The following is a 22,245-nucleotide window of genomic DNA, read 5'->3' as shown; positions in this document are numbered from 1 at the left end:
CGCGCTGATCACGGGGTCCAGGCTATCTCGCCCGCCCCCGTAACCGTCACGACCCGTATGTGTACAAAAGAAGGTCCCGAAGTTTGACACTCTGGACAGCGCGGCGGCCGGTATTGCCGCACTCTGGTAGACGGAACAGGCCGACGAACCCGTGGGAGCCCCGCCATGGCACCGAAGATCCTGATCGTCACCGGCGATGCCGCCGAGTCCCTGGAAGTCCTCTACCCGTACCAGCGGCTGCGCGAGGAGGGGTACGACGTCCACATCGCGGCCCCCGCCCGCAAGACGCTCCGCTTCGTGGTCCACGACTTCGAGCCCGGCTTCGACACGTACACCGAGAAGCCCGGCTACACCTGGCCCGCGGACCTGGCCTTCTCCGAGGTCGACGCCGGGGACTACGTGGCCCTGGTCGTCCCGGGCGGCCGGGCCCCCGAGTATCTGCGCAACGACGCCGAGCTGCGCAAGATCCTCAAGGCCTTCTTCGACTCGGACCGTCCGGTGGCCCAGATCTGCCACGGCCCGCTGATGACGGCGGCCGTCGGCGCACTGGCCGGCCGGCACGTCACCGCGTACCCCGCCCTGGAGCTCGACATGCAGGCGGCGGGCGCCACCTTCGAGGACCACGAGGCGGTGGTCGACGGCACGCTGATCTCGTCCCGCGCGTGGCCGGACCACTCGGCGTGGATGCGCGAGTTCCTGAAAGTGCTCCGCACGAAGGCCCCGGTCACCGCCTGACGGCGCCTTCCAGGGACCGCGCCCGCGCCCTTCAGCTCCTATCCGGCCATTTCCTCGGCCAGCTCGGCGGCTTCGGCCAGGCTGTCGACCACGGGCACCCCGGCCGCCTCCAGGCTGGCCCTGCTGTGCGATCCGCCGGTGTACAGGACGGCCTTCGCACCGACGTGGGCGGCGGCCACGGCGTCGTCCACCGCATCGCCGATGACCACCGTGCGCTCCGGGGATATCCCGTCCAGCGCGGCGAGGTGCCGCTCCATGTGGAGCGCCTTGCTGCCGCCGGACGGCCCGGTGCGCCCGTCGACGCGTACGAAGTGCCGCTCGATGCCGTACCCGCGGACCACGGGGACGAGCTGGTCATGTCCGTACATGCTCAGGAGGGACTGGCTGCCCCCGCCCAGCCGCCACCCCGCGAGGAGTTCCTCGGCGCCCTCGGTGAGCCCGCAGGCGGCCCGCTGTTCGGTGTAGTACCTGTGGAATATCCCGTCCATCCGCTCCCACTCGGCCTCCGTGGGCAACCGGCCCATCAGCCGCTCGTAGAAGCGGGGGATCGGGATGCAGTACATCTCCCGGTACTGCTCCAGCGTGATCGGTTCCAGACCGACCTCGCCGAACGCGGCGTTCGTCGCGCCGACGACCGCGGCGTTGTCGTCGAGCAGTGTGCCGTTCCAGTCCCAGACCAGATGCGTGCGGTGCTTCCCATGCGTCCCCATGCGTCAGAAAGTACCCGCAGGGTCCGACAGCCGACCCCGGGAGCCGGCCCGGACCCGGTCCGGGGGCCGCCCCGATCGCCGGCCCGGGAGCGGCCCGATCCCGTCCGGGGGCCGGCCCGAGGGCCGGTCCGACGGCGCGGGGGCCCCTGTTCCGCCCGCTCTCAGCCGATCAGATTCGGGATCTCCTGGATGCCGAACCACAGCAGCTCGTGGTCCTCGGCGCCGTCCACGATGAACTGCGCGTCGTCGTCACCGAGGTCCGCGGCGCCCAGAGCCGCCGCGGCGGCCGTGACGTCCTTCTCCGCGTCGTCGGCGTCGACGTGCACCGCGGCGGCCTCCGTCAGCGCGACGGGGGACGCGATCCGCACCTCACCGATCGACGACGAGTCGAGGCTGTGGTCCGGGTCGGCGACGGCCGAACCGTCCGGCACGTCGACGGCCACGACGACCCGCCGGCGGACCACGTCGGGGTTCCCGGCGATCAGGCGCAGCGAGGCGGAGGCGGCCCGGTTGAGCGCCGCGTACTCCAGCTCCTCGATGTCGTCGGAGACGTACCACTCGCGCAGACCGGGAGTCACCGCGTAAGCGGTCAGCGGACCGGGACCGATCTCGCCCGCCTTGTACGCCGCTGCGAGTCCGGGGAGCGTCAGGGGGACGTACACGCGCATGGCTGGCCGCTTTCGTAGTCGGAAACGCCCTCAGGATACGTGCGACGTCCCTCTTTGGGGTTACGTGCACCGCCGCCGCCCCGTCCACCCGGCAACCGTCTCTCACCCTCCCCCCGCCCGCCTCGCGCCCCGCACGACACCCGGCACATCACCCGGATAGGTGATTCCACCCGATCGCGTCCGACACCTCTTCGGCGCTTGCGGCCGCCTCCGCCGTCGCCGTAGAAGGTCCACAGCAGAAGTTACCGCCCGGTATTCGGCCGGGCCTCTGAAGCACGGGGGCGATGAGCAATGAGCACGAACAGGACCCGGCCCACCGGACGACACGACCGACGCAGGCCCGAGGCCGTACCACCGCAGCGCACAAGGACTCCCCGGCGCCTGCGCCCCCACCACTGGTTCGCCGAGCGCCTCCTGGCGGTTCTCAGCGGCCAGCGCCCGGTGCACTGGATGCTCGGACACACCATCGGGGAGGCCTACGACCAACTGGCCGAACTGGCTCCCCGCACCCCGCTGAGGGCCCGCGGCGCCCGCCCCGTGATCCGCATGTGCCACGGCGCCCAGCCGGCCCCGGGTGTGGTGGAGGCCTGCGCGAGCATCGCCGCGGGCGAACAGGTGAGGGCGATGGCCTTTCGCCTCGAACAGGGACCGGACCTCCGCTGGCGCTGCGCCGCGGTGGAGCTGGGCGACGAACACCTGCGGGTGGCGACAGCCCGGTAGAGGCCCGACCAGGGACCTTCCCGCGGCCCTCCCGGCACCCAGAGGGTCCGGCGCCCGAACCGAACCGGGGCCGGGCGCCGGAGCGGGGCCGGGTCCCGGACCGAAGCCGGAACCCGAACCGAAGCCGGGGCCCGAACCGGGGCCGGAGCCCGGACCGAGGCCGGGGCCGTGGGAAAACAAACCGGGGCCGAGCACCCGAACAAGGTGCCCGGCCCCGGTCAGAAGCCGATCGGCGCCAACAGCGCCGACGTCACCGCGACCGCTACTTCTTGCGGCGCCGCCCACCGCCACCGTTCTTCTGGGCCTTGCGGCGCTCCGCCCGGGTCAACCCGTCCGACTCGGACCCGGCCCCGCCGTCACCGTTGGAGAAGTCGCCCTCGACGACCCCGCCCTCCCCGTCCACCGTGGGAGCGGAGAAGTGCAGCCGGTCGGGACGCTGCGGGGCGTCGAGCCCCTTGGCCCGGATCTCCGGACGCGCCGCCGGTACGAGGTCCTCCTTGGCGAGCGAGGTCTGCTCGGCCTCGTCCTGCACCGGAACCTCCTCGACCTGCTGCTCGACCTGGACCTCCAGGTTGAACAGGTAGCCGACGGACTCCTCCTTGATGCCCTCCATCATGGCGTTGAACATGTCGAAGCCCTCGCGCTGGTACTCGACCAGCGGGTCCTTCTGCGCCATGGCACGGAGGCCGATGCCCTCCTGGAGGTAGTCCATCTCGTAGAGGTGCTCACGCCACTTGCGGTCCAGGACGGACAGCACGACACGCCGCTCCAGCTCACGCATGATGTCCGAGCCGAGCTGCTTCTCGCGCTCGCCGTACTGCTCGTGGATGTCGTCCTTGATGGACTCACCGATGAACTCGGCGGTGATCCCGGCCAGGTCGCCGGCCGCCTCCTCCAGTTCCTCGACGGTGACCTTCACCGGGTAGAGCTGCTTGAACGCACCCCACAGCCGGTCCAGGTCCCACTCCTCGGCGAAGCCCTCGGCGGTCTCCTGACGGATGTAGTCGTCGATCGTGTCGTCCATGAAGTGGCGGATCTGGTCCTGCAGATCCTCGCCCTCCAGGACCCGGCGACGCTCGCCGTAGATGACCTCGCGCTGCCGGTTGAGCACCTCGTCGTACTTCAGGACGTTCTTACGTGTCTCGAAGTTCTGCTGCTCGACCTGCGACTGCGCCGAGGCGATCGCCCTCGTCACCATCTTGTTCTCGATCGGCACGTCGTCCGGCACATTGGCCATCGACATGACGCGCTCGACCATCTGCGCCTTGAACAGCCGCATCAGGTCGTCGCCGAGCGACAGGTAGAAGCGGGACTCGCCGGGGTCGCCCTGACGGCCGGAACGACCGCGCAGCTGGTTGTCGATACGCCGCGACTCGTGCCGCTCGGTGCCCAGGACGTAGAGCCCGCCGAGCTCCCTGACCTCTTCGAACTCCGCCTTCACGGCCTGCTCGGCCTTCTCCAGCGCCGCGGGCAGCGCGGCCGCCCACTCCTCGACATGCTCGACGGGGTCGAGGCCGCGCTGGCGCAGCTCCGCCTCGGCAAGATCATCGGGGTTGCCGCCGAGCTTGATGTCGGTGCCTCGTCCGGCCATGTTCGTCGCGACCGTGACCGCGCCCTTGCGGCCGGCCTGGGCGACGATCGTCGCCTCGCGGTCGTGCTGCTTGGCGTTGAGCACCTCGTGCTGGACACCGCGCTTGGAGAGCTGCTGCGAGAGGTACTCGGACTTCTCGACCGAGGTGGTGCCGACCAGGATCGGCTGGCCCTTCTCGTGCTTCTCGGCGATGTCGTCGACGACCGCCGCGAACTTCGCGACCTCGGTGCGGTAGATCAGGTCCGACTGGTCGGCACGGACCATCGGCCGGTTCGTCGGGATCGGCACCACACCGAGCTTGTAGATCTGGTGGAACTCGGCGGCCTCGGTCATCGCCGTACCGGTCATGCCGGAGAGCTTGCTGTAGAGGCGGAAGAAGTTCTGCAGGGTGATCGTGGCGAGCGTCTGGTTCTCGTCCTTGATGTCCACCCCTTCCTTCGCCTCGATCGCCTGGTGCATGCCCTCGTTGTAGCGGCGGCCGGCGAGGATACGGCCGGTGTGCTCGTCGACGATCATGACCTCGCCGTCGATGACGACGTAGTCCTTGTCCTTCTTGAAGAGTTCCTTCGCCTTGATGGCGTTGTTGAGGTACCCGACGAGAGGGGTGTTCACGGACTCGTAGAGGTTCTCGATGCCGAGCCAGTCCTCGACCTTCGAGACACCGGACTCATGGATGGCGACGGTCCGCTTCTTCTCGTCGACCTCGTAGTCGCCGGTCTCCTCGATGCCCTTGAGCGGGTTGCCCGCCTCGCCCTTGGTCAGGCGCGTGACCAGCTTGGCGAAGTCGCCGTACCACTTGGTGGCCTGGTCGGCCGGGCCGGAGATGATCAGCGGCGTACGGGCCTCGTCGACGAGGATCGAGTCGACCTCGTCGACCACGGCGAAGTTGTGGCCGCGCTGGACCAGCTCGTCCGCGGACCACGCCATGTTGTCGCGGAGGTAGTCGAAGCCGAACTCGTTGTTCGTGCCGTACGTGATGTCGCAGGCGTACTGCTCACGGCGCTGGGCCGGCGTCATGTTGGCGATGATGCAGCCGACGGTCAGGCCGAGGAACTTGTGGACCCGGCCCATCAGCTCGGAGTCGCGCTCGGCGAGGTAGTCGTTGACCGTGATCAGGTGCACGCCCTTGCCGGAGAGCGCGTTGAGATACGCCGGCAGGGTACCGACCAGGGTCTTGCCCTCGCCGGTCTTCATCTCGGCCACATAGCCGAGGTGCAGGGCTGCGCCGCCCATCATCTGAACGTCGTAGTGGCGCTGTCCGAGGACCCGCTTGGCGGCCTCACGGACGGTCGCGAATGCCTCGGGGAGCAGGTCGTCCAGGCTCTCGCCGTCCGCGTACCGTTCCTTGTACTCGTCGGTGAGCGCCCGCAGCTCGGCGTCGGAGAGGTTGACGAAGTCCTCTTCGATGGAGCTGACCTGGTCCGCGATGCGGTGCAGTTTGCGCAGGATCTTGCCTTCGCCTGCACGCATGAGCTTGTTGAAGACGGACACTGAGGCTGGTCTCCTTGCCGGTCGGGCCTGGCACTGGGTCGTGGAATGGACTCTGGCGCGGGCACGGCAGGTGGGCCCCACCGCAACGGCCATCGTAAGCGAGGACCCCGTCGCGCCGGGAGGGCTGCCGCCGCGTCGGCTCCACCGTCCCCTCCCAGTCAACGGCCGGGGGGCGCCGAAGGTGCCGGGAAGTCCGAAAAGTGTTCGCTTCCCGGTCGGCTCCCCAGCAGAATCCGTACATGGAGCCGATCACCCTCACCACGGAGCGTCTGCTGCTGCGCCCCTTCGCCGGTGGCGACGCGGACGAGATCCATGCCGCCTGTCAGGACCCGGACATCCAGCGCTGGACGGTCGTGCCCTCCCCGTACAGCCATGCCGACGCGGAGTTCTTCGCCGAGAAGCAGTCCCCCGGCAGCTGGCACGACGACTCCGCGTACGACTTCGCGGTGGTCCTGCGCGGCAGCGGGGCGCTGGTGGGCGCGGTCGGCATCATCCGCCGCAATCTGCCCGGCACGTACGAGGTGGGTTTCTGGACCGCCAGGGAGCACCGGGGTCGCGGCTACACGTCGGAGGCGGTCCTGGCCGCCGCCCGCTGGACCTTCACCTCGCTCGGCGGCGACCGGCTGGAGTGGCGGGCCGAGGTCGGCAACGGCCCCTCGCGTGCCGTGGCGCTGAGAACGGGATTCCGGATGGAGGGCGAGCAGCGATCGGGACTGCTCAACAAGGGGGTACGGCGCGACGCCTGGATCGGTGCGCTGATCCCGTCCGATCTCGGCCTGCCGGGCACCGAAACCTATCTGCCCGCAGCCGGCTGACCCCGGTCGGTGAACTCCAGACCTGGATGTCAGTGCCTCCCTCTAGGGTGCGGGACATGACGTCTGTGCCGCCCCCCGCCGCCGAACTCTCCGCCGACCAGGCGCGCAGGATCGCCCTGCGTGCCCAGGGCTTCCTGGGTGCTCCGGACCGCCGGGCCGGGGTTCCGGGTGTGCTGCGGCATCTCGGTGCCGTGCAGCTCGACACGATCTCGGTGCTCGCGCGTTCGCACGAACTGATTCCGTACGCGCGCCTCGGCGCGATCGGCCGGCACGCGGTCGAGGAGGCGTACTGGTCGGGCGGCCGTACCTTCGAGTACTGGTCGCACGCGGCGTGCATCCTGCCGGTCGAGGAGTGGCCGCACTTCGCGTTCCGCCGCCGCGCCTACCGCTCGCGCCCCCACTGGCACCACGCCCTGCCGGACGGCGCGTACGAAACAGTGATCAAGCAGCTGCGCGCCGAGGGCCCGCTGACGGCGACGGAGCTGGGCGGCGCGAAGAACGGCGGGGAGTGGTGGGACTGGTCGGAGTCGAAGGTCGCCGTCGAGCGCGCCCTGATGTACGGGGAGGTGGTGTGCACCGAGCGGCGCAGCTGGAAGCGGGTGTACGACCTCGCCGAGCGGGCCCTGCCCGACGCCGTGCTGCACGACGATCTGGACGACGCGGAGTGTCTGCGCCGGCTGGTCGCGCTCGCGGGGCAGTCCCTGGGCATCGGCACCCGCGCGGACATCGCGGACTACCACCGGCTCAAGGGGGAGCAGTTCGACGCCGTCGTGGCCGACTCCGGTCTGGTGCCGGTGACGGTGCGTGGCTGGGCGAAGCCGGCCTGGGCGGACCCGGCGGCGCTGGCCTCGGAGCCGCGCGGGAGGCATCGCACGACCCTGTTGTCGCCGTTCGACTCCCTGGTCTGGGAGCGGGCGCGCACCGAGCGGATCTTCGGTTTCACGCACCGCCTGGAGGCCTATGTCCCCAAGCCCAAGCGGATACATGGCTACTTCGCGATGCCGCTGCTGGCGGGCGGAAGGCTGCAGGGCCGCGTCGACCCGGCGCGCGAGGGCAGCACACTGGTGGCCCGTCAGGTGTCCCTGGAGAGCGGGAAGGCCGTGGTACCGATGGCCGAGGCTCTGGTGGAGGCCGCGTCCTGGGTCGGCTGCACGGACGTCCGGCTGGAGCGGGTCGACGCACCGGAACTGCGCGGGCCGCTCGCTCAGGAAATCGCCCGCGCTCTGGCGTGAGCGCGCATTCCCTTCCCTTTACCCGGAGCCGGCCCGTTCGATCCGTTCGGTCCCGTCGTCGCAGCGGTCACCTGATCTCCAGGATCTTCTCCCGCATGGCATAGACCACGGCCTCCATCCTGGAGTGCAGCTGCAGCTTCTCCAGAATGTTGCGGACGTGGTTCTTCACCGTGTTCTCGGAAATGAACAGCTCCTTCGCGATATCGCGATTGTTCATGCCCGTTGCAACGAGTTTCAGGACTTCGAGCTCACGGTCGGTGAGCCGCGGCGCGGGCACCAGCCGGCGCTCGTCGGTCCGCTGGATCATCGACTTGAACTCGGTGAGCAGTTTGGACGCCATGGAGGGGCTGATCTGGGACTGCCCGTCGGCGACCGCGCGAATCGCCGTGGCCACCTCGTCCGTCGAGATCTCCTTGAGGAGATAGCCGGTGGCACCCGCCTTGATCGCATCGTAGAGGTCGGCCTCCTCATCGCTGATCGTCAGCATGATGATCTTCGCGCTGGGGGCCACCTCCTTGATCGACGTACAGGCCTCGATACCCCCGCGCCTGGGCATCCGTACATCCATCAGCACGATGTCGGGCAGCAGATCGGCAGCCTTGTCGACCGCCTCCGCCCCGTCACCCGCCTCACCGACGACCTGAATGTCCTCCTCCTGGGCGAGGACGATCTCCAGCCCTCTGCGGAAGAGAGCGTGGTCGTCCACCACGAGGACCCGGATCGGCTCCTTGTGGGAACCACTTTCCGCGCCGCTGCCGGTACCGGCAGCGCCACCGGCGTCATTCGCATCGCGCACGGGCCCGAAGGTGTCCGCCATCGTTCCTCCCCCTGAAGGCCATGGCCTGAAGTTCACAAACTGTCCGCCAACGGCAGTTCACAGAGCGCCGGTTGGCTTGGGACGACATGATTTCATGCCTGGACGTCGGAGCGGTGATCCCGTGGCCGCACACGGGTGCCCCTGGGGGCGCACAGACGCTCCAGGGGCACCGTGGGAGCGTGGCGTCAGCCGCCGAGCGCACCGCCCGCGCCGCCCGCCTCATCGGCGGCCAACGGATCGGTCCTCAGGTGAATGACACCGTAGTCATAAGCATGCCGCCGGTAGACGACACTGGGTTCCTTCGTCTCGGAGTCGACGAACAGATAGAAGTCGTGCCCGACCAGCTCCATCTCGTAGAGCGCTTGATCGAGCGACATGGGTGCGGCGACATGCGTCTTCTCGCGCATCACCAGCGGACCCTCGCCCTGTACCTCCAGCGAGCCGAACCTGGTGGTGGGCACGGTCTGGCCCGTCTCGCTGCCCACCAGATCCCCCTCGCCGTTGAACGACGCCGCGCCCGGCACGGTCTCGGCGACTTCCGCAGCGGGAATCCGGCCGTTGCCACGGCGGCTGTAGCGCTTGTCGTGCTGCTTGCGCAGCCGCGCCTCCAACTTGCCGGTGGCCAGGTCCAGCGCTGCGTACGGGTCGCCTGCGGCCGCTTCCGCCCGAATGACCGGCCCACGCGAACGGAGCGTGATCTCCACCCGGTCGGAACGATCGGCCTGACGGGGGTTCGGCTCCTTGGACACCTCGACGTCGAGGCTGATCACCTTGCCGTCGAACTTCTGGATCTTGTCCAGCTTCAGCTTCTCGGCCACGTGCTTGCGGAACCGCTCCGGCACCTCGGTCTTGCGGCCCTTGACGACGATGTCCACGCAGAACTCCGTTCCCGGATCGCTCCGCTCAGCGGCGGAGCGTCTCCCTTTTGCACCAGGCCCCGGTGATGACCGGAGCCGCGGACTCGGTGACTTCCACCTCCTCCTCCCCCATCGGCAGGGTCTCCACCCCACCGAATTCCCTGCTTCCGGACTACTGGTGAGTTGCCTGCCCGAAACCTGGCGGTGCATTCGTCGAGGTCCGGCATTCACCATTCCTCACAACCGAACATAGCCTGCCCGGCCTGATGTCGGCACCCGCTACTCGCACGTACCTCCGTTCAGGTCTTTTTACTCACTCACTACCTGCAACGATGCAAGTTCACTGACAGTTCCGGTTTGTTTCGAAGGCCGACGGAGAAACTGCGACAACGGCCGCCTGCCCACTGCCGTGTGCGATGCCCTCGCGCCCGCCCGCTGTCGCGATCGCCCGAGCCGCCTCGGCCAGCGAGGCACCGGTCGTCAGAAGGTCGTCCACCAGCACCACCCGTCCGGCCGCAAGCAGCCGTTCACCCCCGGCCACGACCTCCAGGGCCCCCGCGAGATTCTCCTGCCGCTGCCGGGCCCCGAGCCCCACCTGATCGGCCACCGGGCGCCGCTGCCGGAGCACCGCGACCACCCGGGCCCCGGTACCGCGGCGCCGTAGCTCACCTGCGGCGGCCAGAGCGATCCGCCGCGTCGGATCGTGGCCCCGCGCCGCCACGGCCCGCCGCGCCGACGGCACGGGGACGAGCAGCAGCGGGCCGACGTCGCCCGCATACCTCGCCCCGGCCTGTACGGCCCCCGCCAGCGCCTTGCCGAGCGGCCCGGCAAGCCCCAGAGCACCCCGCTCCTTATGGGCCAGGAGCACCGCCCGTACCGCGTTCTCGTAGCCTGCCGCCGCATGCACCACCGGCAGGCCTCTGGGCTCCGGCGCCGGCCTCACCCGGCGCGGCGCCTGGCCGCACAGGTCCGCTCGGCACTCCTCGCACAGCTCCGTACGCGGCCTGCCGCAGCCACCACAGGACACCGGAAGGACCAGCCCTGAGATCTCCCGCCACCACCCCCGCATGACTCCACTGTGCCCCTCCGGCAGGCACCCGGCCACCCCTGTGGAAAACGCGGCGCCGGACGCGCGGTTCCCGGCCCGGACGCGCGGGTCTCAGCCCGGGTAGACCAGCGAATGGCCTCCCTTGACCACCGTCTGCCAGTTGTCACCCGGCGACAGCTTCACTATCCCGTCACTCAACGTGGCCGCCATCAGCGGCAACTGCTCGTCGTCCGCCGCCGCGACCGACGACACCTGGTTCACGCCGGGCAGAACACCGGACGCGGGCGTCGAACCGTCCGCCTGCGCATAGCGCACCTGCTGGACGCCGCCCTGCTCCTTGCCGACCACCACGAGACGGCTCCGGCCCGACCACGACATCGCGGTCACGTCCGTCAGCTGGGGGGCGGCCTGGCGCAACTCCACCACCGACACCCGCTGATCCGTCTCCGGCCCGTGCCGCTCGATCCGGCCGATCTTCAACGTGGTGTGGCCGTCCTGGGTCACCAGGAGCGCGATCCGCACTCCGTCCGCGGACATCCGCAACGCCTCGATCCGGCCGTCCAGGCCCGGCACGGCGACCACCTCCGGTCTGCCGCCCCCACCGGCCAGCCGCAGCAGCCTGCGGTTGCCGGGATCCCGGTCGGCCACCCAGAGGTCGCCCCGGCCGTCCCAGCTCGGCACCGACAGACGGTCGTTCTCGTCCGCGGCCTTGCTGGTCACCGAGGCAGCCGGAAGCTCGCCGTCCGAGACGATGGACGACACATAGAGGGACGCCTTGTCCCGCGAGACCGCCGCCGCCGACTGCTCGTCCCTCGCCACACCGACCGTGCCCATCTGCACCGGTCCATGGCCGAGCGGGCCGGTCACCGCCTCCGGGGTGCCGCTGCCCTTGGTGCTCCCGGGAATACGCTCCACATGCCCCTTGCCATCGATGAAGTACTGGCTGTCCGGGCCGCTCGACGAGCCGTCAGGGGCGAACTCCTCCGCCTGATCCGTCCCCAGAACGCACAAAGGGGAGCCGTCGGAGCGTTGCAGCTCGACCTGCTCGACCCGTGCGGACGTCAGGTCCCGCAACGTGTAGAGGATCTGAGAGGCCATCATGCGGCAGGAACGCTGTCCGACGCCGTCCGCCTTCTTGCTGAGCGGGACCTTCAGAACATTGCGGTCGTCGGGGGTCAGGGAAGTGACGCCCTTCTGCAGCGTCGTACCCGCGGGGAAGCTGGAGCGGACCACCGGGCGCAGCCAACTGGTCGGTCCCGCCAGCAGGCTTCGGACGGCCTGCGTCACGGTGTCCATCTTGGTGGCGGGGTCCGTCCGGCTGCGGAGGTAGACGGGGTCGGCGACCAAGGTCGACTGCGCCTCCGTCCGCCCCCCGGCGAAGTAGTACTTGTCGACGGAACGGTAGAGACGTCTGAAGTCCGACTGCCCGAGCAGAAGGCCGTCCGGCACGCCATCGATGCGCCACTCCTTGCCCTCCGGCCCGTTCTCTCTCACCAGGCGCAGGGTCTGGTCGTAGTCCGTGGGCGCAAGTGGCTGGTAGGCGCTCTGGGCGTCGACCGTTGCCACCTTCTCACCGGTCAGGCTGTAGGTGACGTCCGAGACGCCGGGGTCTCTGTCGCGGAACGGACGGTCGCTCCGGTTCGGCGCCTTGGTGAGCACCGTCGTGAACGCGCTCGGCCTCCACTTGCTCGCCGCCTTCTTCGTCAGGTACATGCGGGTCGTCCTGAAGCCCGGGTCATCGCTGGTCATGGACTCCAGGAAGCCGTCGACGACCTCCTCGGGGGTGGCGTTGTCGCGCGGCGCCACGGCGTACACCTGTACCTGGGAGTCACCCGGCTGCGATGCGTCCACAGCCTTGACGTCCCCGGTGACAGGCATCGAGCTGCACGCGGACAGCAGCAGGACACCGCATCCGAGCAGTGCGACCAGCCCGGGCACACGCTCATGGCCGCCCCTGTGACGGTCAGTGCCCATGGTTCGCGTCCCCCCGGTCCGGGTCCTGCCCTGCAGAGTCGAAATCTCCACCCGGCCGTTCCTCGGCGGGGCGCGCGACCACGCGTGCGCCACTCCCCGGCAGGGCCGCAGGATGCACCGAGACCGGCGCCGTCCGGGAAGCCACGGGAGCATGCGAGGGTACGGGCAGTGCGGCGCGGTCGTTGCCTCCGGGCTGGGCCGGCACTGCCGTCAGCCGGTGCTCACTCCCGGTCGTGGGAGCGGTCGCGGCTCGCTCCCGGTTATCCCGGTTGCGCCGGGAATCCTCGGGTTCCAGCGGTATCGGCGATCCGCGCAGCGGTTCGTCCGCCGTGCGCGGCAGAGTGAGCCGGAACTGTGAGCCGCCTCCCGGCTCACCCCATGCCTGCAGCCAGCCGCCGTGCAGCCTCGCGTCCTCCACGGCGATGGACAGTCCGAGTCCGGTGCCGCCGGTCGTCCGCGCGCGGGCCGGGTCGGCCCGCCAGAAGCGATTGAACACCCTCGTCGCCTCGCCCGGCTTGAGTCCCACACCGTAGTCCCGGACGGCCACGGCGACCGCGCCTCCGGCCACTCCCATCCGCACCACGACGTCCCGGCCCTCGCCGTGCTCAACGGCGTTGACCACCAGGTTGCGCAGGATGCGTTCGACCCGCCGTGCATCAGCCTCCGCGATCACCGGCTGCTCGTCACCGACCACCCGGATCCGGGTGCCCTTGCGCTCGGCCAGCGGCTCGGCCCCGCCGATCACCCGTCGCACGACCTGCCGCAGATCTATCGGCTCGGCCTCCAGCGCCGCTGCGCCCGCGTCGAACCGGCTGATCTCCAGCAGATCGGAGAGCAGCGACTCGAACCGGTCGAGTTGATCCCCGAGCAGCTCCGCGGAGCGGGCCGTCACGGGATCGAAGTCGCTGCGGGCCTCGTGGATGACATCCGCGGCCATCCGCACGGTCGTCAGCGGTGTCCGCAGCTCGTGGGAGACATCGGAGACGAAGCGCCGCTGCATCCGCGACAGCTCCTCCAGCTGCTGGATCTTCAGCTGCAGATTCTGCGCCATCTTGTTGAAGGCCTCACCGAGCCGCGCGATGTCGTCCTCGCCCGTGACCTTCATCCGTTCCTGGAGCCTGCCGGCGGAGAGCCGCTCGGCGATGCCCGCCGCCATCCGCACGGGTGTGACGACCTGCCGCACCACGAACCACGCGATGGCCCCGAGCAGCACGACGACGAACAGCCCCGCTGTTGCCAGCGTTCCCCTGACCAGCGTCAATGACTTCTCCTCCTGCGTCAGCGGGAAGAGGTAGTACAGCTGGTACGGGTTGTGGTCGATGTCGTACAGCCGTTTGCCCACGACGAGTCCGGGCTGCGACGGCTGCCCGTTCGCGTACTGGATCCGGGAGTATGTCTGGAACGCCCCGGGGCCCTTGTTCACGGAGTCCCGCAGGCTCTGCGGAATGCTCACCGCCTCCACACTGCCCGAGCCGCGCGGCGCACGGGTGCCCTCGTCGGCACTGAGCGCCACCACGTTGAAGGCGTTCTTGCCGCCGCTGGCGAGCTGGTCGACGAGTTCGGTCCGCCAGGAGTTGTTGGCCGTGGTGCCGTCCGTCGTGTCACCGCCCTGCCCACCAGGGACGAGCGGAGCGTTGGCCTTCTCCTGGGCTGCGGCGAAACCGCCGGCGGCCTGGGTCTGGGCAGCCTTGCCCTTCGCCTCGAGAAGGCCGTTGCGTACCTGCCCGATCACGACGATGCCGAGCAGCAGCACCACACCGAGCGACATGAGCAGCGTGCCCGCCACGACCCTCAGCTGCAGATTCCGCCGCCACAGCCGCACGGCCGGCAGCAGCGGACGCCGCACCCAACGCATCAGCAATCGCGGCACAGGACCGCCGAGCGCCCGGTCCCGGATCAACCGGCCGCCCTGCAGAAGACGCCCCACCGGGGACGCCTTGTGTCCTGGAGCAGCAGCCCGCTCCGCACGGGCTCCCGGCTCCCCGGGCTGCGGAGCAGCGCTACCCAGGGGCATGTCAGCTCGGTCCGGCCTTGTAACCGACCCCTCGGACGGTCACCACGATCTCAGGCCGCTCCGGGTCCTTCTCGACCTTCGAGCGCAGTCGCTGGACATGCACATTCACCAGCCGGGTGTCGGCGGCGTGACGGTACCCCCACACCTGCTCCAGCAGCACCTCACGGGTGAAGACCTGCCACGGCTTGCGGGCGAGCGCGACGAGCAGATCGAACTCCAGCGGGGTGAGCGCGATCGACTGCCCCTCCCTCTTCACCGAGTGACCGGCCACATCGATGACCAGATCCCCGATGGTCAGCTGCTCGGGCGCCGGTTCCTCGGACCTCCGCAGACGTGCCCTGATCCGGGCGACCAACTCCTTAGGTTTGAACGGCTTCACGATGTAGTCGTCGGCCCCGGACTCCAGACCCACCACCACATCAACCGTGTCGCTCTTGGCAGTGAGCATGACGATCGGCACACCCGACTCGGCCCTGATCAACCTGCAGACCTCGATGCCGTCCCTACCGGGCAGCATCAGATCCAGCAGGACCAGGTCCGGCTTGGCCTCTCGAAATGCGGCAAGTGCCTTGTCGCCGTCCGCTACGAACGACGGCTCGAACCCTTCACCACGCAGCACAATCCCGAGCATCTCGGCCAGTGCGGTGTCGTCGTCGACGACAAGGACGCGTCCCTTCATAATCGACATCATCCCATTAGCTAATCGTTACCTGCGATGACCTGGCACACAGCTCTGCCAGTCCGACCCCCGTGACCGGGGAAACCACGCCCCCCTCCGTGACGATCGCCGTGACCAGCTCCGGCGGTGTGATGTCGAACGCGGGGTTGTACGCCGGGGCTCCCACGGGCGCCCCCAACAGCCCGCCTGCATCCCCTGCCCGCAAGGATGTGAACTCCGTCACTTCACTCCCGGGGCGCTGCTCGACGGTGATCGACGCCCCGTCCACGGTGTCCGGATCGACGGTCGTGGTCGGCGCCACGACGATGAACGGTACGTGGTGGTACTTCGCGAGCACCGCCAACGGGTAGCTGCCCACCTTGTTCGCCACCGATCCGTCCGCGGCGATGCGGTCGGCTCCGATGATCACGGCGTCCACCTCCCCCGCGGCGAACAGCGAGCCCGCGGCGTTGTCCGTGAGCAGGCTGTACGGCATGCCATTGCGCGCGGCCTCGTATGCCGTCAGACGCGCCCCCTGCAGCAGCGGGCGGGTCTCATCCACCCACAGCCGACGCAGCCGCCCCTCCCGGTGCGCTCCGAGCGCCACCGCGAAAGCAGTGCCCCGACCGCCCGAGACGAGCGCCCCCGTATTGCAGTGGGTCAGCAGTTGATGGCCGGGGCCCGGCAGCAGTTCGTCCAGGAGAGCGAGCCCGTATCGCGCCATACGCCCACTGGCCTCCGCATCTTCCCGGTGCAGTGCCCGGGCCTCGGCCAGCGCCGTCTCGGCGGCCCGCTCCGGACCGGCCCCCTTCCCGACAGCCGCCCGGTACGCCCCTACTGCCCGCCGCACCCCGTATCCAAGATTCACCGCGGTGGGCCTCGACCGCTCCAGCAGTCCTGCGGCCTCCACCACGTCATCGCCTCGCACCGCTGCGAGAGCCACCCCATAGGCCCCCGCGATGCCCAGCAACGGCGCTCCGCGTACCGCCAGCACCTGGATCGCCCGCACCAGCGCCGGCACATCGGTGCACACCAGCTCGACCTCCTCGGCAGGCAGTCGCGTCTGGTCGAGAAGCGCCAGTGCGGGACCGTCCGGAAGGTCGTCCCAGCGAAGTACGGCATGAGGCTCGATGCCCATACGCGATTGCGCGTCCTGATCAGCCATCCGCCCAGTCTGCCCGCTGAGCCGCCCACAAATGAAGGTACGAACGAGATACGACGCCAGACCCGTACCGGAGCAACGCGTGGCACGATGGCTGCCAACCTGCCGTCCCGATGCGCGGACAGGACCATGAAGGAGCGAGAATGAACGACACTCCGGGCTGGGCCTCGCCCGGATCTGCCCCCTCCGAGGGTCAGGGGGCAGGCGTCCCCCGGCCTTCCGACCCCATCGACGGCAGCGGCCCGGCGGCGAACTGGTCCCCCACGCAGCCGCCCGCAGGGCAGTGGTCCCCACCAAGCGCTCCCGGCACAGGCCCCGGCGCGCCTCCCCCGGCCCCCGGCTGGGGCGGAGGGCCTCAGGGCCACGGCTGGGGAACCGGGCCTCAGGGGCACGGCTGGGGGCAACCGCCTGTGGCGGCCAAGCCCGGTGTCATCCCGCTCCGGCCACTCGGCGTCGGCGAGATCCTCGACGGCGCGGTCTCCACGATGCGCGCCCACTGGCGCACGGTCCTCGGCATCACGTTGACGGTGTCCGTGATCGCCCAGGTCGCGATCACCCTTGTGCAGCGCTATCTGCTGCCCGAACCCGCGGCGATCGACCCGAACGCCACCGGCTCGGAAGCACTCCGGCAAAGCGCCGACTCGGCGCAGTCGGCACTCATCAGCAATGTGCCGTCCCTGCTCATCACCATGATCGCCACACTGATCACGACATCCGTACTGACCGTGGTGATCAGCCGCTCGGTGCTGGGCCGCCCCGTGACTCTCGCCGACGCATGGCGCGAGGCCCGTCCCCGCCTTCCCCAATTGCTCGGGCTCACGCTGCTGCTGACCCTGATCAGCGCCGCCATCATGACGGTCGGCCTGTTGCCAGGCATGCTGATCGGCTCCACCGCAGGCGCCGGGCTCGTCGTCATCGGGCTCCTGGCCGCGTTCGTCGTCGTCATCTGGCTGATGGTCCGTTTCTGCCTCGCCTCGCCGGCCCTGATGCTGGAGCGGCAATCGATCACGGCCTCCATGCGCCGCTCCGACAAGCTGGTCAAGGGGGCGTGGTGGCGGGCCTTCGGCATCCTGGCTCTCACCTGCCTGCTCACATTCGTCGTGTCCGTGATCATCGCCATCCCGTTCAGCATCATCGCGATGACCGTGGACGGCGGCGGTATGGACCGCTTCCTCACCGACGGCTCCATGGATTTCGGCTGGCCGTTCCTGATCGTCTCCGGCATCGGCCAAGTGATCACCGCGGCGATCACCTACCCGCTCTCCGCCGGTGTGATGGCCCTGCTCTACGTCGATCAGCGCATCCGTCGCGAGGCTCTCGACCTCGAACTCGCCCGGGCGGCCGGCCTGCCCGGATACGACACCAGGAGCTGATGCCATGTCGGGGGCGGGGGGCGCGACAACGGCACGGCTACTGATCCGCACGAGCGGCGGCGTACCTGTGGACACTCCGCGTGTCCCCGCCCGCGAGGCGGCAAAGCATGAGTTGTCCAAACCGATGTACCACGAGAACGATCCCAACCTCCTCCAACGCGGCATCGACCGTCTCTGGGGCTGGATCGGCGATCTCCTGAGCACGGCCTCCGGCGTCGCGCCGGGCGGCTCGCTCGGCCTTGTCGTACTCGTACTGGTCGTCATCGGCCTGGTCGCCGCACTCTGGTGGCGGCTGGGCACCCCCCACCGCACTGTGCGTTCCTCTGACGCCCTCTTCGACGACAGCCCCCGCAGTGCGGCCGAACACCGGACGGCCGCCGAGGCCCACGCCGCTGCACTTCGCTGGAATGCGGCGGTCCAGGAACGCATGCGAGCCATCGTCCGTGCTCTGGAAGAACGAGCCCTGCTCGACCCCCGCCCCGGACGTACCGCCGATGAGGCCGCCGCCGAAGCGGGCCATCCACTGCCCGCACACGCCAAGCGACTCCGCGCGGCCGCCAGAGCGTTCGACGATGTCACATACGGCGACCGCGCCGCGGACCAGCAGGCGTATCTGGACCTGCGAGCTCTTGACCTCGATCTCGAAACCGCGAAGCCTCTCCTGGCATCCGTGGTCCAGGGAGCAGTCGAATGACCGAGGTCACCGCCGTCCCCACCACCTCGGCCTCCCGCACCCCACGCCAGATCTGGTCCCGCACCCGCGGCCTGCTGCTCGCCCTGCTCGTGCTCCTCGCAGCCGGAATCACTCTGGCAAGCATGCGCTCCGGTGACCAGCACGGCCGCCTCGACCCCCGTTCCGCCGACCGCTACGGCAGTCGGGCCGTCGCCGAGCTCCTCAAGGATCACGGCGTCTCCGTCCACGTGGCCACCACACTCGACGACGCCACGGCCCAGGTCGGCGCCGACACCACGTTGCTCGTCACCTCCCCCGATCTGCTGACACCGAGCCAGCAGAGAGAACTGCGCGCCACAACCGCACGCTCGGCCGGTCGAACCGTTCTGCTCGCGGCGGGCCCGCCGTCCGTGGGCACCCTGCTTCCCGGCGTCCGTGCGGACTCCCGGCGACCGGTGGCGCCCCTCTCCCCTCAGTGCTCCCTGCCTGCCGCCCGCAACGCCGGCCATGTCGAAACAGGAGGCTTCCGCTACGCCTCGGACAGCCTCGACACCCTCGGCTGCTTCCCGAGCGAGGGCCTCCCCACCCTGCTCCTGGTCGAACACAGCGCGGGCGACACCGTTCTCCTCGGTTCCCCCGACCTTCTCTACAACGACCGACTCGGCAACCAGGGCAACGCCTCCCTGGCCCTTCAACTTCTTGGTTCCCGCCCGCATCTGGTCTGGTACCTCCCCTCGCTCGCTGATATCTCCGCTGCCGCCGACAACGGCGGTGACAATGCCGACGGCGCCCAGGGCAGCCGCAGCTTCGCCGACCTGATCCCCCGAGGCTGGCTGTGGGGCACCCTGCAACTCGCACTCGCCGCTGTGCTCGCCGCCGTCTGGCGGGCCCGCCGTCTGGGTCCCCTGGTCACCGAGCGGCTGCCCGTGGCCATACGGGCCTCCGAATCCACCGAGGGTCGAGCCCGCCTCTACCGAAGGGCGAACGCCCGCGATCGGGCCGCAGATGCACTGCGTTCCGCCACGCGCACTCGCATAGCCCCACTCATCGGCGTGTCCCCGCGCGATGCCCATTCCCCCGCAACGCTCATCCCTGCTGCTTCCGCCCGGGTCGGCGCCACCCACAGCGACCTCCGAGCCCTGCTCTTCGGTCCTGTTCCGTCCGACGATGACGCACTTGTACATCTGGCAGACCAACTCGAAACCCTCGAAAGAGAGGTACGCACGTCATGAGCGCCCCGCCTTCTGTGCCCGCCGGCACCACCGAGACTCTCGGGAACGGCGACACAGCCCGCGCATCCCTGGAAGCGCTGCGCTCCGAGATCGCCAAGGCCGTGGTCGGCCAGGACCCTGCAGTCACCGGACTCGTCGTCGCTCTGCTCTGCCGAGGCCACGTCCTTCTCGAAGGCGTCCCCGGCGTGGCCAAGACCCTCCTGGTACGGGCTCTCGCGGCCTCACTCGAACTCGACACCAAGCGTGTCCAGTTCACCCCCGACCTGATGCCGAGCGACGTCACGGGCTCACTCGTCTACGACGCCCGCACAGCAGAGTTCTCCTTCCAGCCCGGCCCCGTCTTCACCAATCTGCTTCTTGCCGACGAGATCAACCGCACGCCTCCCAAAACGCAGTCCTCCCTCCTGGAAGCGATGGAAGAACGCCAGGTCACGGTCGACGGAACCCCCCGCGCCCTGCCCGACCCGTTCCTCGTCGCCGCCACGCAGAATCCCGTCGAATTCGAGGGCACCTACCCGCTCCCAGAGGCCCAGCTGGACCGGTTCCTCCTCAAACTGACGATGCCCCTGCCGTCCCGCGACGAAGAGATCAGCGTCCTCACGCGGCATTCCACGGGCTTCAACCCGCGCGACCTCGAATCAGCGGGCATACGCCCCGTCGCCGGTGCGGCAGACCTGGAAGCCGCCCGCGATGCAGTCGCCCGGACCAAGGTCTCCCCCGAGATCGCCGGCTACGTCGTCGATATCTGTCGTGCCACGCGTGAATCCCCCTCGCTCTCCCTCGGAGTCTCTCCCCGAGGCGCAACCGCTCTGCTCTCGACCTCCCGGGCCTGGGCCTGGCTCACTGGCCGCGACTATGTCATTCCGGATGATGTGAAGGCCCTGGCGCTCCCCACACTCCGCCACCGCATCCAGCTGCGGCCCGAGGCGGAGATGGAGGGCGTCACCCCCGACTCCGTCATCACCGCAGTCCTCGCCCACGTACCCGTACCCCGATGAGGCGGTGAAAGTGGCTCTCACCGGACGTACCGCCTTGCTGGCCGCCCTGGGGTCACTCCCCGTAGGCATCCTGGCCCCCAGTTGGACAGGCATGCTCGCGGTCAACGCACCGCTCTCTCTGGCAATTCTGTGCGACTACGCCCTGGCCGCACCAGTGCGAACGCTTAAGTTCACTCGATCCGGTGATACAACTGTTCGACTGGGCGAGACCGCGGAAGTACAACTCACCGTAACCAACACTTCTGGTCGTCGTCTGCGCGCACACCTCCGCGATGCCTGGCCCCCCAGCAGTTGGCCCGCCGGGGCCGAGCAGGCATCGTCACGTCATGCGCTGACGGTTCCGGCGGGAGAACGCCGACGGCTGAACACCACCCTGCGACCGACACGGCGGGGTGACCGTCGGGCCGAACGTGTCACCGTCCGCTCTTTCGGCCCTCTGGGGCTTGCGGCTCGCCAGGGAAATCACGAGGTGCCCTGGACGGTACGTGTCCTGCCGCCTTTCGCCAGCCGTAAGCATTTGCCGTCCCGCCTCGCCAGGCTCCGCGATCTCGACGGCCGCACCAGTGTCCTGACACGTGGAGACGGCACGGAGTTCGACAGTCTCCGCGCCTACGTGCCTGGTGACGACACGCGCTCCATCGACTGGCGAGCCACGGCACGTCAATCCGCCGTCGCAGTCCGGACGTGGCGGCCCGAGCGGGACCGCCACATTCTCGTTGTCCTGGACACCGGCCGTACATCGGCGGGTCGTGTGGGCGACGCGCCCCGTCTCGACGCCTCTCTGGATGCGGCACTGCTTCTCACCGCACTTGCCACTCGGGCGGGCGACCGCGTCGATCTGCTCGCCTACGACCGCCGTATCCGTGCCCACGTCCAGGGCCGGTCAGCCGGGGAGGTCCTGTCGGCCATGGTGAATGCCTTGGCGCCGATCGAACCGGCACTCGTGGAAACAGATGCGCGGGGATTGAGCGCTGCCGTGCTGGCCGGCGCCCCTCGTCGCTCTCTGATCGTGCTCCTCACAGGCCTGGATGCAGCCCCCGTGGAGGAGGGCTTGCTGCCCGTTCTCCCCCGACTGACTCAGCGCCACACCGTGCTGGTGGCTTCGGTGGCTGACCCGCACATCGAAAAGATGGCCGAGGCCAGGGGAAGCGTGGATGCCGTTTACCAGGCCGCCGCCGGCGCACAAGCCCGAGCGAGACGGCTTCGCACGGCAGAGCAACTCCGACGTCACGGCGCGGTGGTTGTCGATACCACCCCGGACAACCTCGCCCCGGCTCTCGCCGACGCCTACCTGGCCCTCAAGGGGGCAGGTCGCCTTTGACCCGGACCCCCACATCAACGGAATCCATTCATCGGGGAGGAAGCCCGCCCGATGAACCCTGAAACGCGGAAAAGCCCCGTGCCACAAGGACACGGGGCTTCCCGTAAAAGGAGTTCGGCGGCGTCCTACTCTCCCACAGGGTCCCCCCTGCAGTAC

At 69.3% G+C, this 22,245-nt stretch carries 19 protein-coding genes; 9 read left to right on the top strand and 10 right to left on the bottom strand.

Annotated features, from left to right (window positions below; translation table 11 throughout):
- Positions 1–165 precede the first annotated feature (165 nt).
- The gene (locus ACIQCZ_RS06695) at positions 166–735 is read left to right on the top strand and encodes a DJ-1/PfpI family protein (RefSeq protein WP_351085319.1); all 570 of its coding nucleotides are present in this window, start codon (positions 166–168) and stop codon (positions 733–735) included.
- A 38-nt stretch (positions 736–773) separates the two neighbouring features.
- On the opposite strand, the gene ACIQCZ_RS06690 is transcribed toward ACIQCZ_RS06695, so the two are convergent.
- Positions 774–1,445: an HAD family hydrolase gene (locus tag ACIQCZ_RS06690; protein ID WP_402280296.1), complete on the bottom strand. Its 672-nt coding sequence runs from the start codon at positions 1,443–1,445 to the stop codon at positions 774–776.
- Between the two features lie 161 nt (positions 1,446–1,606).
- Complete coding sequence (locus ACIQCZ_RS06685; protein WP_402280294.1) at positions 1,607–2,113, bottom strand: DUF6912 family protein; 507 nt, start codon at positions 2,111–2,113, stop codon at positions 1,607–1,609.
- Positions 2,114–2,404: 291 nt separating this feature from the next.
- Between ACIQCZ_RS06685 and ACIQCZ_RS06680 the strand changes: the two genes are divergently transcribed.
- Entirely contained in the window at positions 2,405–2,833 is a 429-nt protein-coding gene (locus ACIQCZ_RS06680; RefSeq protein WP_376274168.1) for an Rv3235 family protein, read from the top strand.
- A gap of 262 nt (positions 2,834–3,095) precedes the next feature.
- On the opposite strand, the gene secA is transcribed toward ACIQCZ_RS06680, so the two are convergent.
- Positions 3,096–5,915 carry a preprotein translocase subunit SecA gene (gene secA, locus ACIQCZ_RS06675; protein ID WP_402280293.1) on the bottom strand — a complete coding sequence of 940 codons (2,820 nt, stop codon included), beginning with the start codon at positions 5,913–5,915 and terminating at the stop codon, positions 3,096–3,098.
- Positions 5,916–6,154: 239 nt separating this feature from the next.
- On the opposite strand from secA, the gene ACIQCZ_RS06670 reads away from it, so the two are divergent.
- Together ACIQCZ_RS06670 and ACIQCZ_RS06665 are read left to right on the top strand one after the other, a co-directional pair.
- Positions 6,155–6,730: a GNAT family N-acetyltransferase gene (locus ACIQCZ_RS06670; protein ID WP_402280292.1), complete on the top strand. Its 576-nt coding sequence runs from the start codon at positions 6,155–6,157 to the stop codon at positions 6,728–6,730.
- Positions 6,731–6,786: 56 nt separating this feature from the next.
- Complete coding sequence (locus ACIQCZ_RS06665) at positions 6,787–7,962, top strand: winged helix-turn-helix domain-containing protein (protein WP_402280290.1); 1,176 nt, start codon at positions 6,787–6,789, stop codon at positions 7,960–7,962.
- 67 nt (positions 7,963–8,029) lie between these two features.
- Here the strand turns inward: ACIQCZ_RS06665 and ACIQCZ_RS06660 are convergent, their stop codons facing one another.
- The 7 genes from ACIQCZ_RS06660 to mtnA all read right to left on the bottom strand — a co-directional run bounded on the left by ACIQCZ_RS06660 (position 8,030) and on the right by mtnA (position 16,495).
- Positions 8,030–8,779 (bottom strand): response regulator, encoded by a 750-nt coding sequence (locus ACIQCZ_RS06660; RefSeq protein WP_402280289.1) that lies wholly within the window; start codon positions 8,777–8,779, stop codon positions 8,030–8,032.
- 185 nt (positions 8,780–8,964) lie between these two features.
- A complete protein-coding gene (gene hpf / locus ACIQCZ_RS06655) occupies positions 8,965–9,654 on the bottom strand; it encodes a ribosome hibernation-promoting factor, HPF/YfiA family (protein ID WP_351085335.1) in 690 nt (229 codons plus the stop codon).
- Positions 9,655–9,976: 322 nt separating this feature from the next.
- Entirely contained in the window at positions 9,977–10,705 is a 729-nt protein-coding gene (locus ACIQCZ_RS06650; protein ID WP_402280287.1) for a ComF family protein, read from the bottom strand.
- A gap of 90 nt (positions 10,706–10,795) precedes the next feature.
- On the bottom strand, positions 10,796–12,658 hold the full coding sequence (locus tag ACIQCZ_RS06645; protein WP_402280286.1) for an LpqB family beta-propeller domain-containing protein: 1,863 nt from the start codon (positions 12,656–12,658) through the stop codon (positions 10,796–10,798).
- Positions 12,648–14,672: an MtrAB system histidine kinase MtrB gene (gene mtrB / locus ACIQCZ_RS06640; RefSeq protein ID WP_402280285.1), complete on the bottom strand. Its 2,025-nt coding sequence runs from the start codon at positions 14,670–14,672 to the stop codon at positions 12,648–12,650. Before mtrB ends, ACIQCZ_RS06645 begins: the two co-directional genes overlap by 11 nt.
- Position 14,673: 1 nt before the next feature.
- Entirely contained in the window at positions 14,674–15,363 is a 690-nt protein-coding gene (mtrA, locus tag ACIQCZ_RS06635) for a two-component system response regulator MtrA (RefSeq protein ID WP_007448372.1), read from the bottom strand.
- Between the two features lie 4 nt (positions 15,364–15,367).
- Positions 15,368–16,495 (bottom strand): S-methyl-5-thioribose-1-phosphate isomerase, encoded by a 1,128-nt coding sequence (gene mtnA / locus ACIQCZ_RS06630; RefSeq protein WP_402280284.1) that lies wholly within the window; start codon positions 16,493–16,495, stop codon positions 15,368–15,370.
- A 140-nt stretch (positions 16,496–16,635) separates the two neighbouring features.
- On the opposite strand from mtnA, the gene ACIQCZ_RS06625 reads away from it, so the two are divergent.
- Genes ACIQCZ_RS06625 through ACIQCZ_RS06605 form a run of 5 tightly spaced genes read left to right on the top strand, consistent with a single transcriptional unit; the run spans position 16,636 to position 22,089 of the window.
- Positions 16,636–17,865, top strand: a complete 1,230-nt coding sequence (locus ACIQCZ_RS06625; RefSeq protein WP_402280282.1) for a glycerophosphoryl diester phosphodiesterase membrane domain-containing protein — start codon at positions 16,636–16,638, stop codon at positions 17,863–17,865.
- 4 nt (positions 17,866–17,869) lie between these two features.
- Positions 17,870–18,559 (top strand): DUF4129 domain-containing protein, encoded by a 690-nt coding sequence (locus ACIQCZ_RS06620; protein ID WP_402280280.1) that lies wholly within the window; start codon positions 17,870–17,872, stop codon positions 18,557–18,559.
- A complete protein-coding gene (locus tag ACIQCZ_RS06615; RefSeq protein ID WP_402280278.1) occupies positions 18,556–19,770 on the top strand; it encodes a DUF4350 domain-containing protein in 1,215 nt (404 codons plus the stop codon). Before ACIQCZ_RS06620 ends, ACIQCZ_RS06615 begins: the two co-directional genes overlap by 4 nt.
- Positions 19,767–20,768, top strand: coding sequence for an AAA family ATPase (locus tag ACIQCZ_RS06610; protein ID WP_402280276.1), 1,002 nt, complete (start codon positions 19,767–19,769; stop codon positions 20,766–20,768). Before ACIQCZ_RS06615 ends, ACIQCZ_RS06610 begins: the two co-directional genes overlap by 4 nt.
- Before the next feature lie 10 nt (positions 20,769–20,778).
- Positions 20,779–22,089 (top strand): DUF58 domain-containing protein, encoded by a 1,311-nt coding sequence (locus ACIQCZ_RS06605; protein ID WP_402280274.1) that lies wholly within the window; start codon positions 20,779–20,781, stop codon positions 22,087–22,089.
- The last annotated feature ends 156 nt before the right edge of the window (positions 22,090–22,245 follow it).

The organism is Streptomyces sp. NPDC093149, from assembly GCF_044754145.1.
Classification (GTDB): Bacteria; Actinomycetota; Actinomycetes; order Streptomycetales; family Streptomycetaceae; genus Streptomyces.
The sequence above is the reverse complement of the archived record's forward strand: the minus strand, read 5'-3'. Positions and strand labels throughout refer to the sequence as shown.

Coding starts and splice junctions, on each gene's coding strand:
- ACIQCZ_RS06695 (WP_351085319.1), top strand. CDS start 166: ATGGCACCGAAGATCCTGATCGTCACCGGCGATGCCGCCGAGTCCCTG.
- ACIQCZ_RS06690 (WP_402280296.1), bottom strand. CDS start 1,445: ATGGGGACGCATGGGAAGCACCGCACGCATCTGGTCTGGGACTGGAAC.
- ACIQCZ_RS06685 (WP_402280294.1), bottom strand. CDS start 2,113: ATGCGCGTGTACGTCCCCCTGACGCTCCCCGGACTCGCAGCGGCGTAC.
- ACIQCZ_RS06680 (WP_376274168.1), top strand. CDS start 2,405: ATGAGCACGAACAGGACCCGGCCCACCGGACGACACGACCGACGCAGG.
- ACIQCZ_RS06670 (WP_402280292.1), top strand. CDS start 6,155: ATGGAGCCGATCACCCTCACCACGGAGCGTCTGCTGCTGCGCCCCTTC.
- ACIQCZ_RS06665 (WP_402280290.1), top strand. CDS start 6,787: ATGACGTCTGTGCCGCCCCCCGCCGCCGAACTCTCCGCCGACCAGGCG.
- ACIQCZ_RS06660 (WP_402280289.1), bottom strand. CDS start 8,779: ATGGCGGACACCTTCGGGCCCGTGCGCGATGCGAATGACGCCGGTGGC.
- ACIQCZ_RS06650 (WP_402280287.1), bottom strand. CDS start 10,705: ATGCGGGGGTGGTGGCGGGAGATCTCAGGGCTGGTCCTTCCGGTGTCC.
- ACIQCZ_RS06645 (WP_402280286.1), bottom strand. CDS start 12,658: ATGGGCACTGACCGTCACAGGGGCGGCCATGAGCGTGTGCCCGGGCTG.
- mtrB (WP_402280285.1), bottom strand. CDS start 14,672: ATGCCCCTGGGTAGCGCTGCTCCGCAGCCCGGGGAGCCGGGAGCCCGT.
- mtrA (WP_007448372.1), bottom strand. CDS start 15,363: ATGATGTCGATTATGAAGGGACGCGTCCTTGTCGTCGACGACGACACC.
- mtnA (WP_402280284.1), bottom strand. CDS start 16,495: ATGGCTGATCAGGACGCGCAATCGCGTATGGGCATCGAGCCTCATGCC.
- ACIQCZ_RS06625 (WP_402280282.1), top strand. CDS start 16,636: ATGAACGACACTCCGGGCTGGGCCTCGCCCGGATCTGCCCCCTCCGAG.
- ACIQCZ_RS06620 (WP_402280280.1), top strand. CDS start 17,870: ATGTCGGGGGCGGGGGGCGCGACAACGGCACGGCTACTGATCCGCACG.
- ACIQCZ_RS06615 (WP_402280278.1), top strand. CDS start 18,556: ATGACCGAGGTCACCGCCGTCCCCACCACCTCGGCCTCCCGCACCCCA.
- ACIQCZ_RS06610 (WP_402280276.1), top strand. CDS start 19,767: ATGAGCGCCCCGCCTTCTGTGCCCGCCGGCACCACCGAGACTCTCGGG.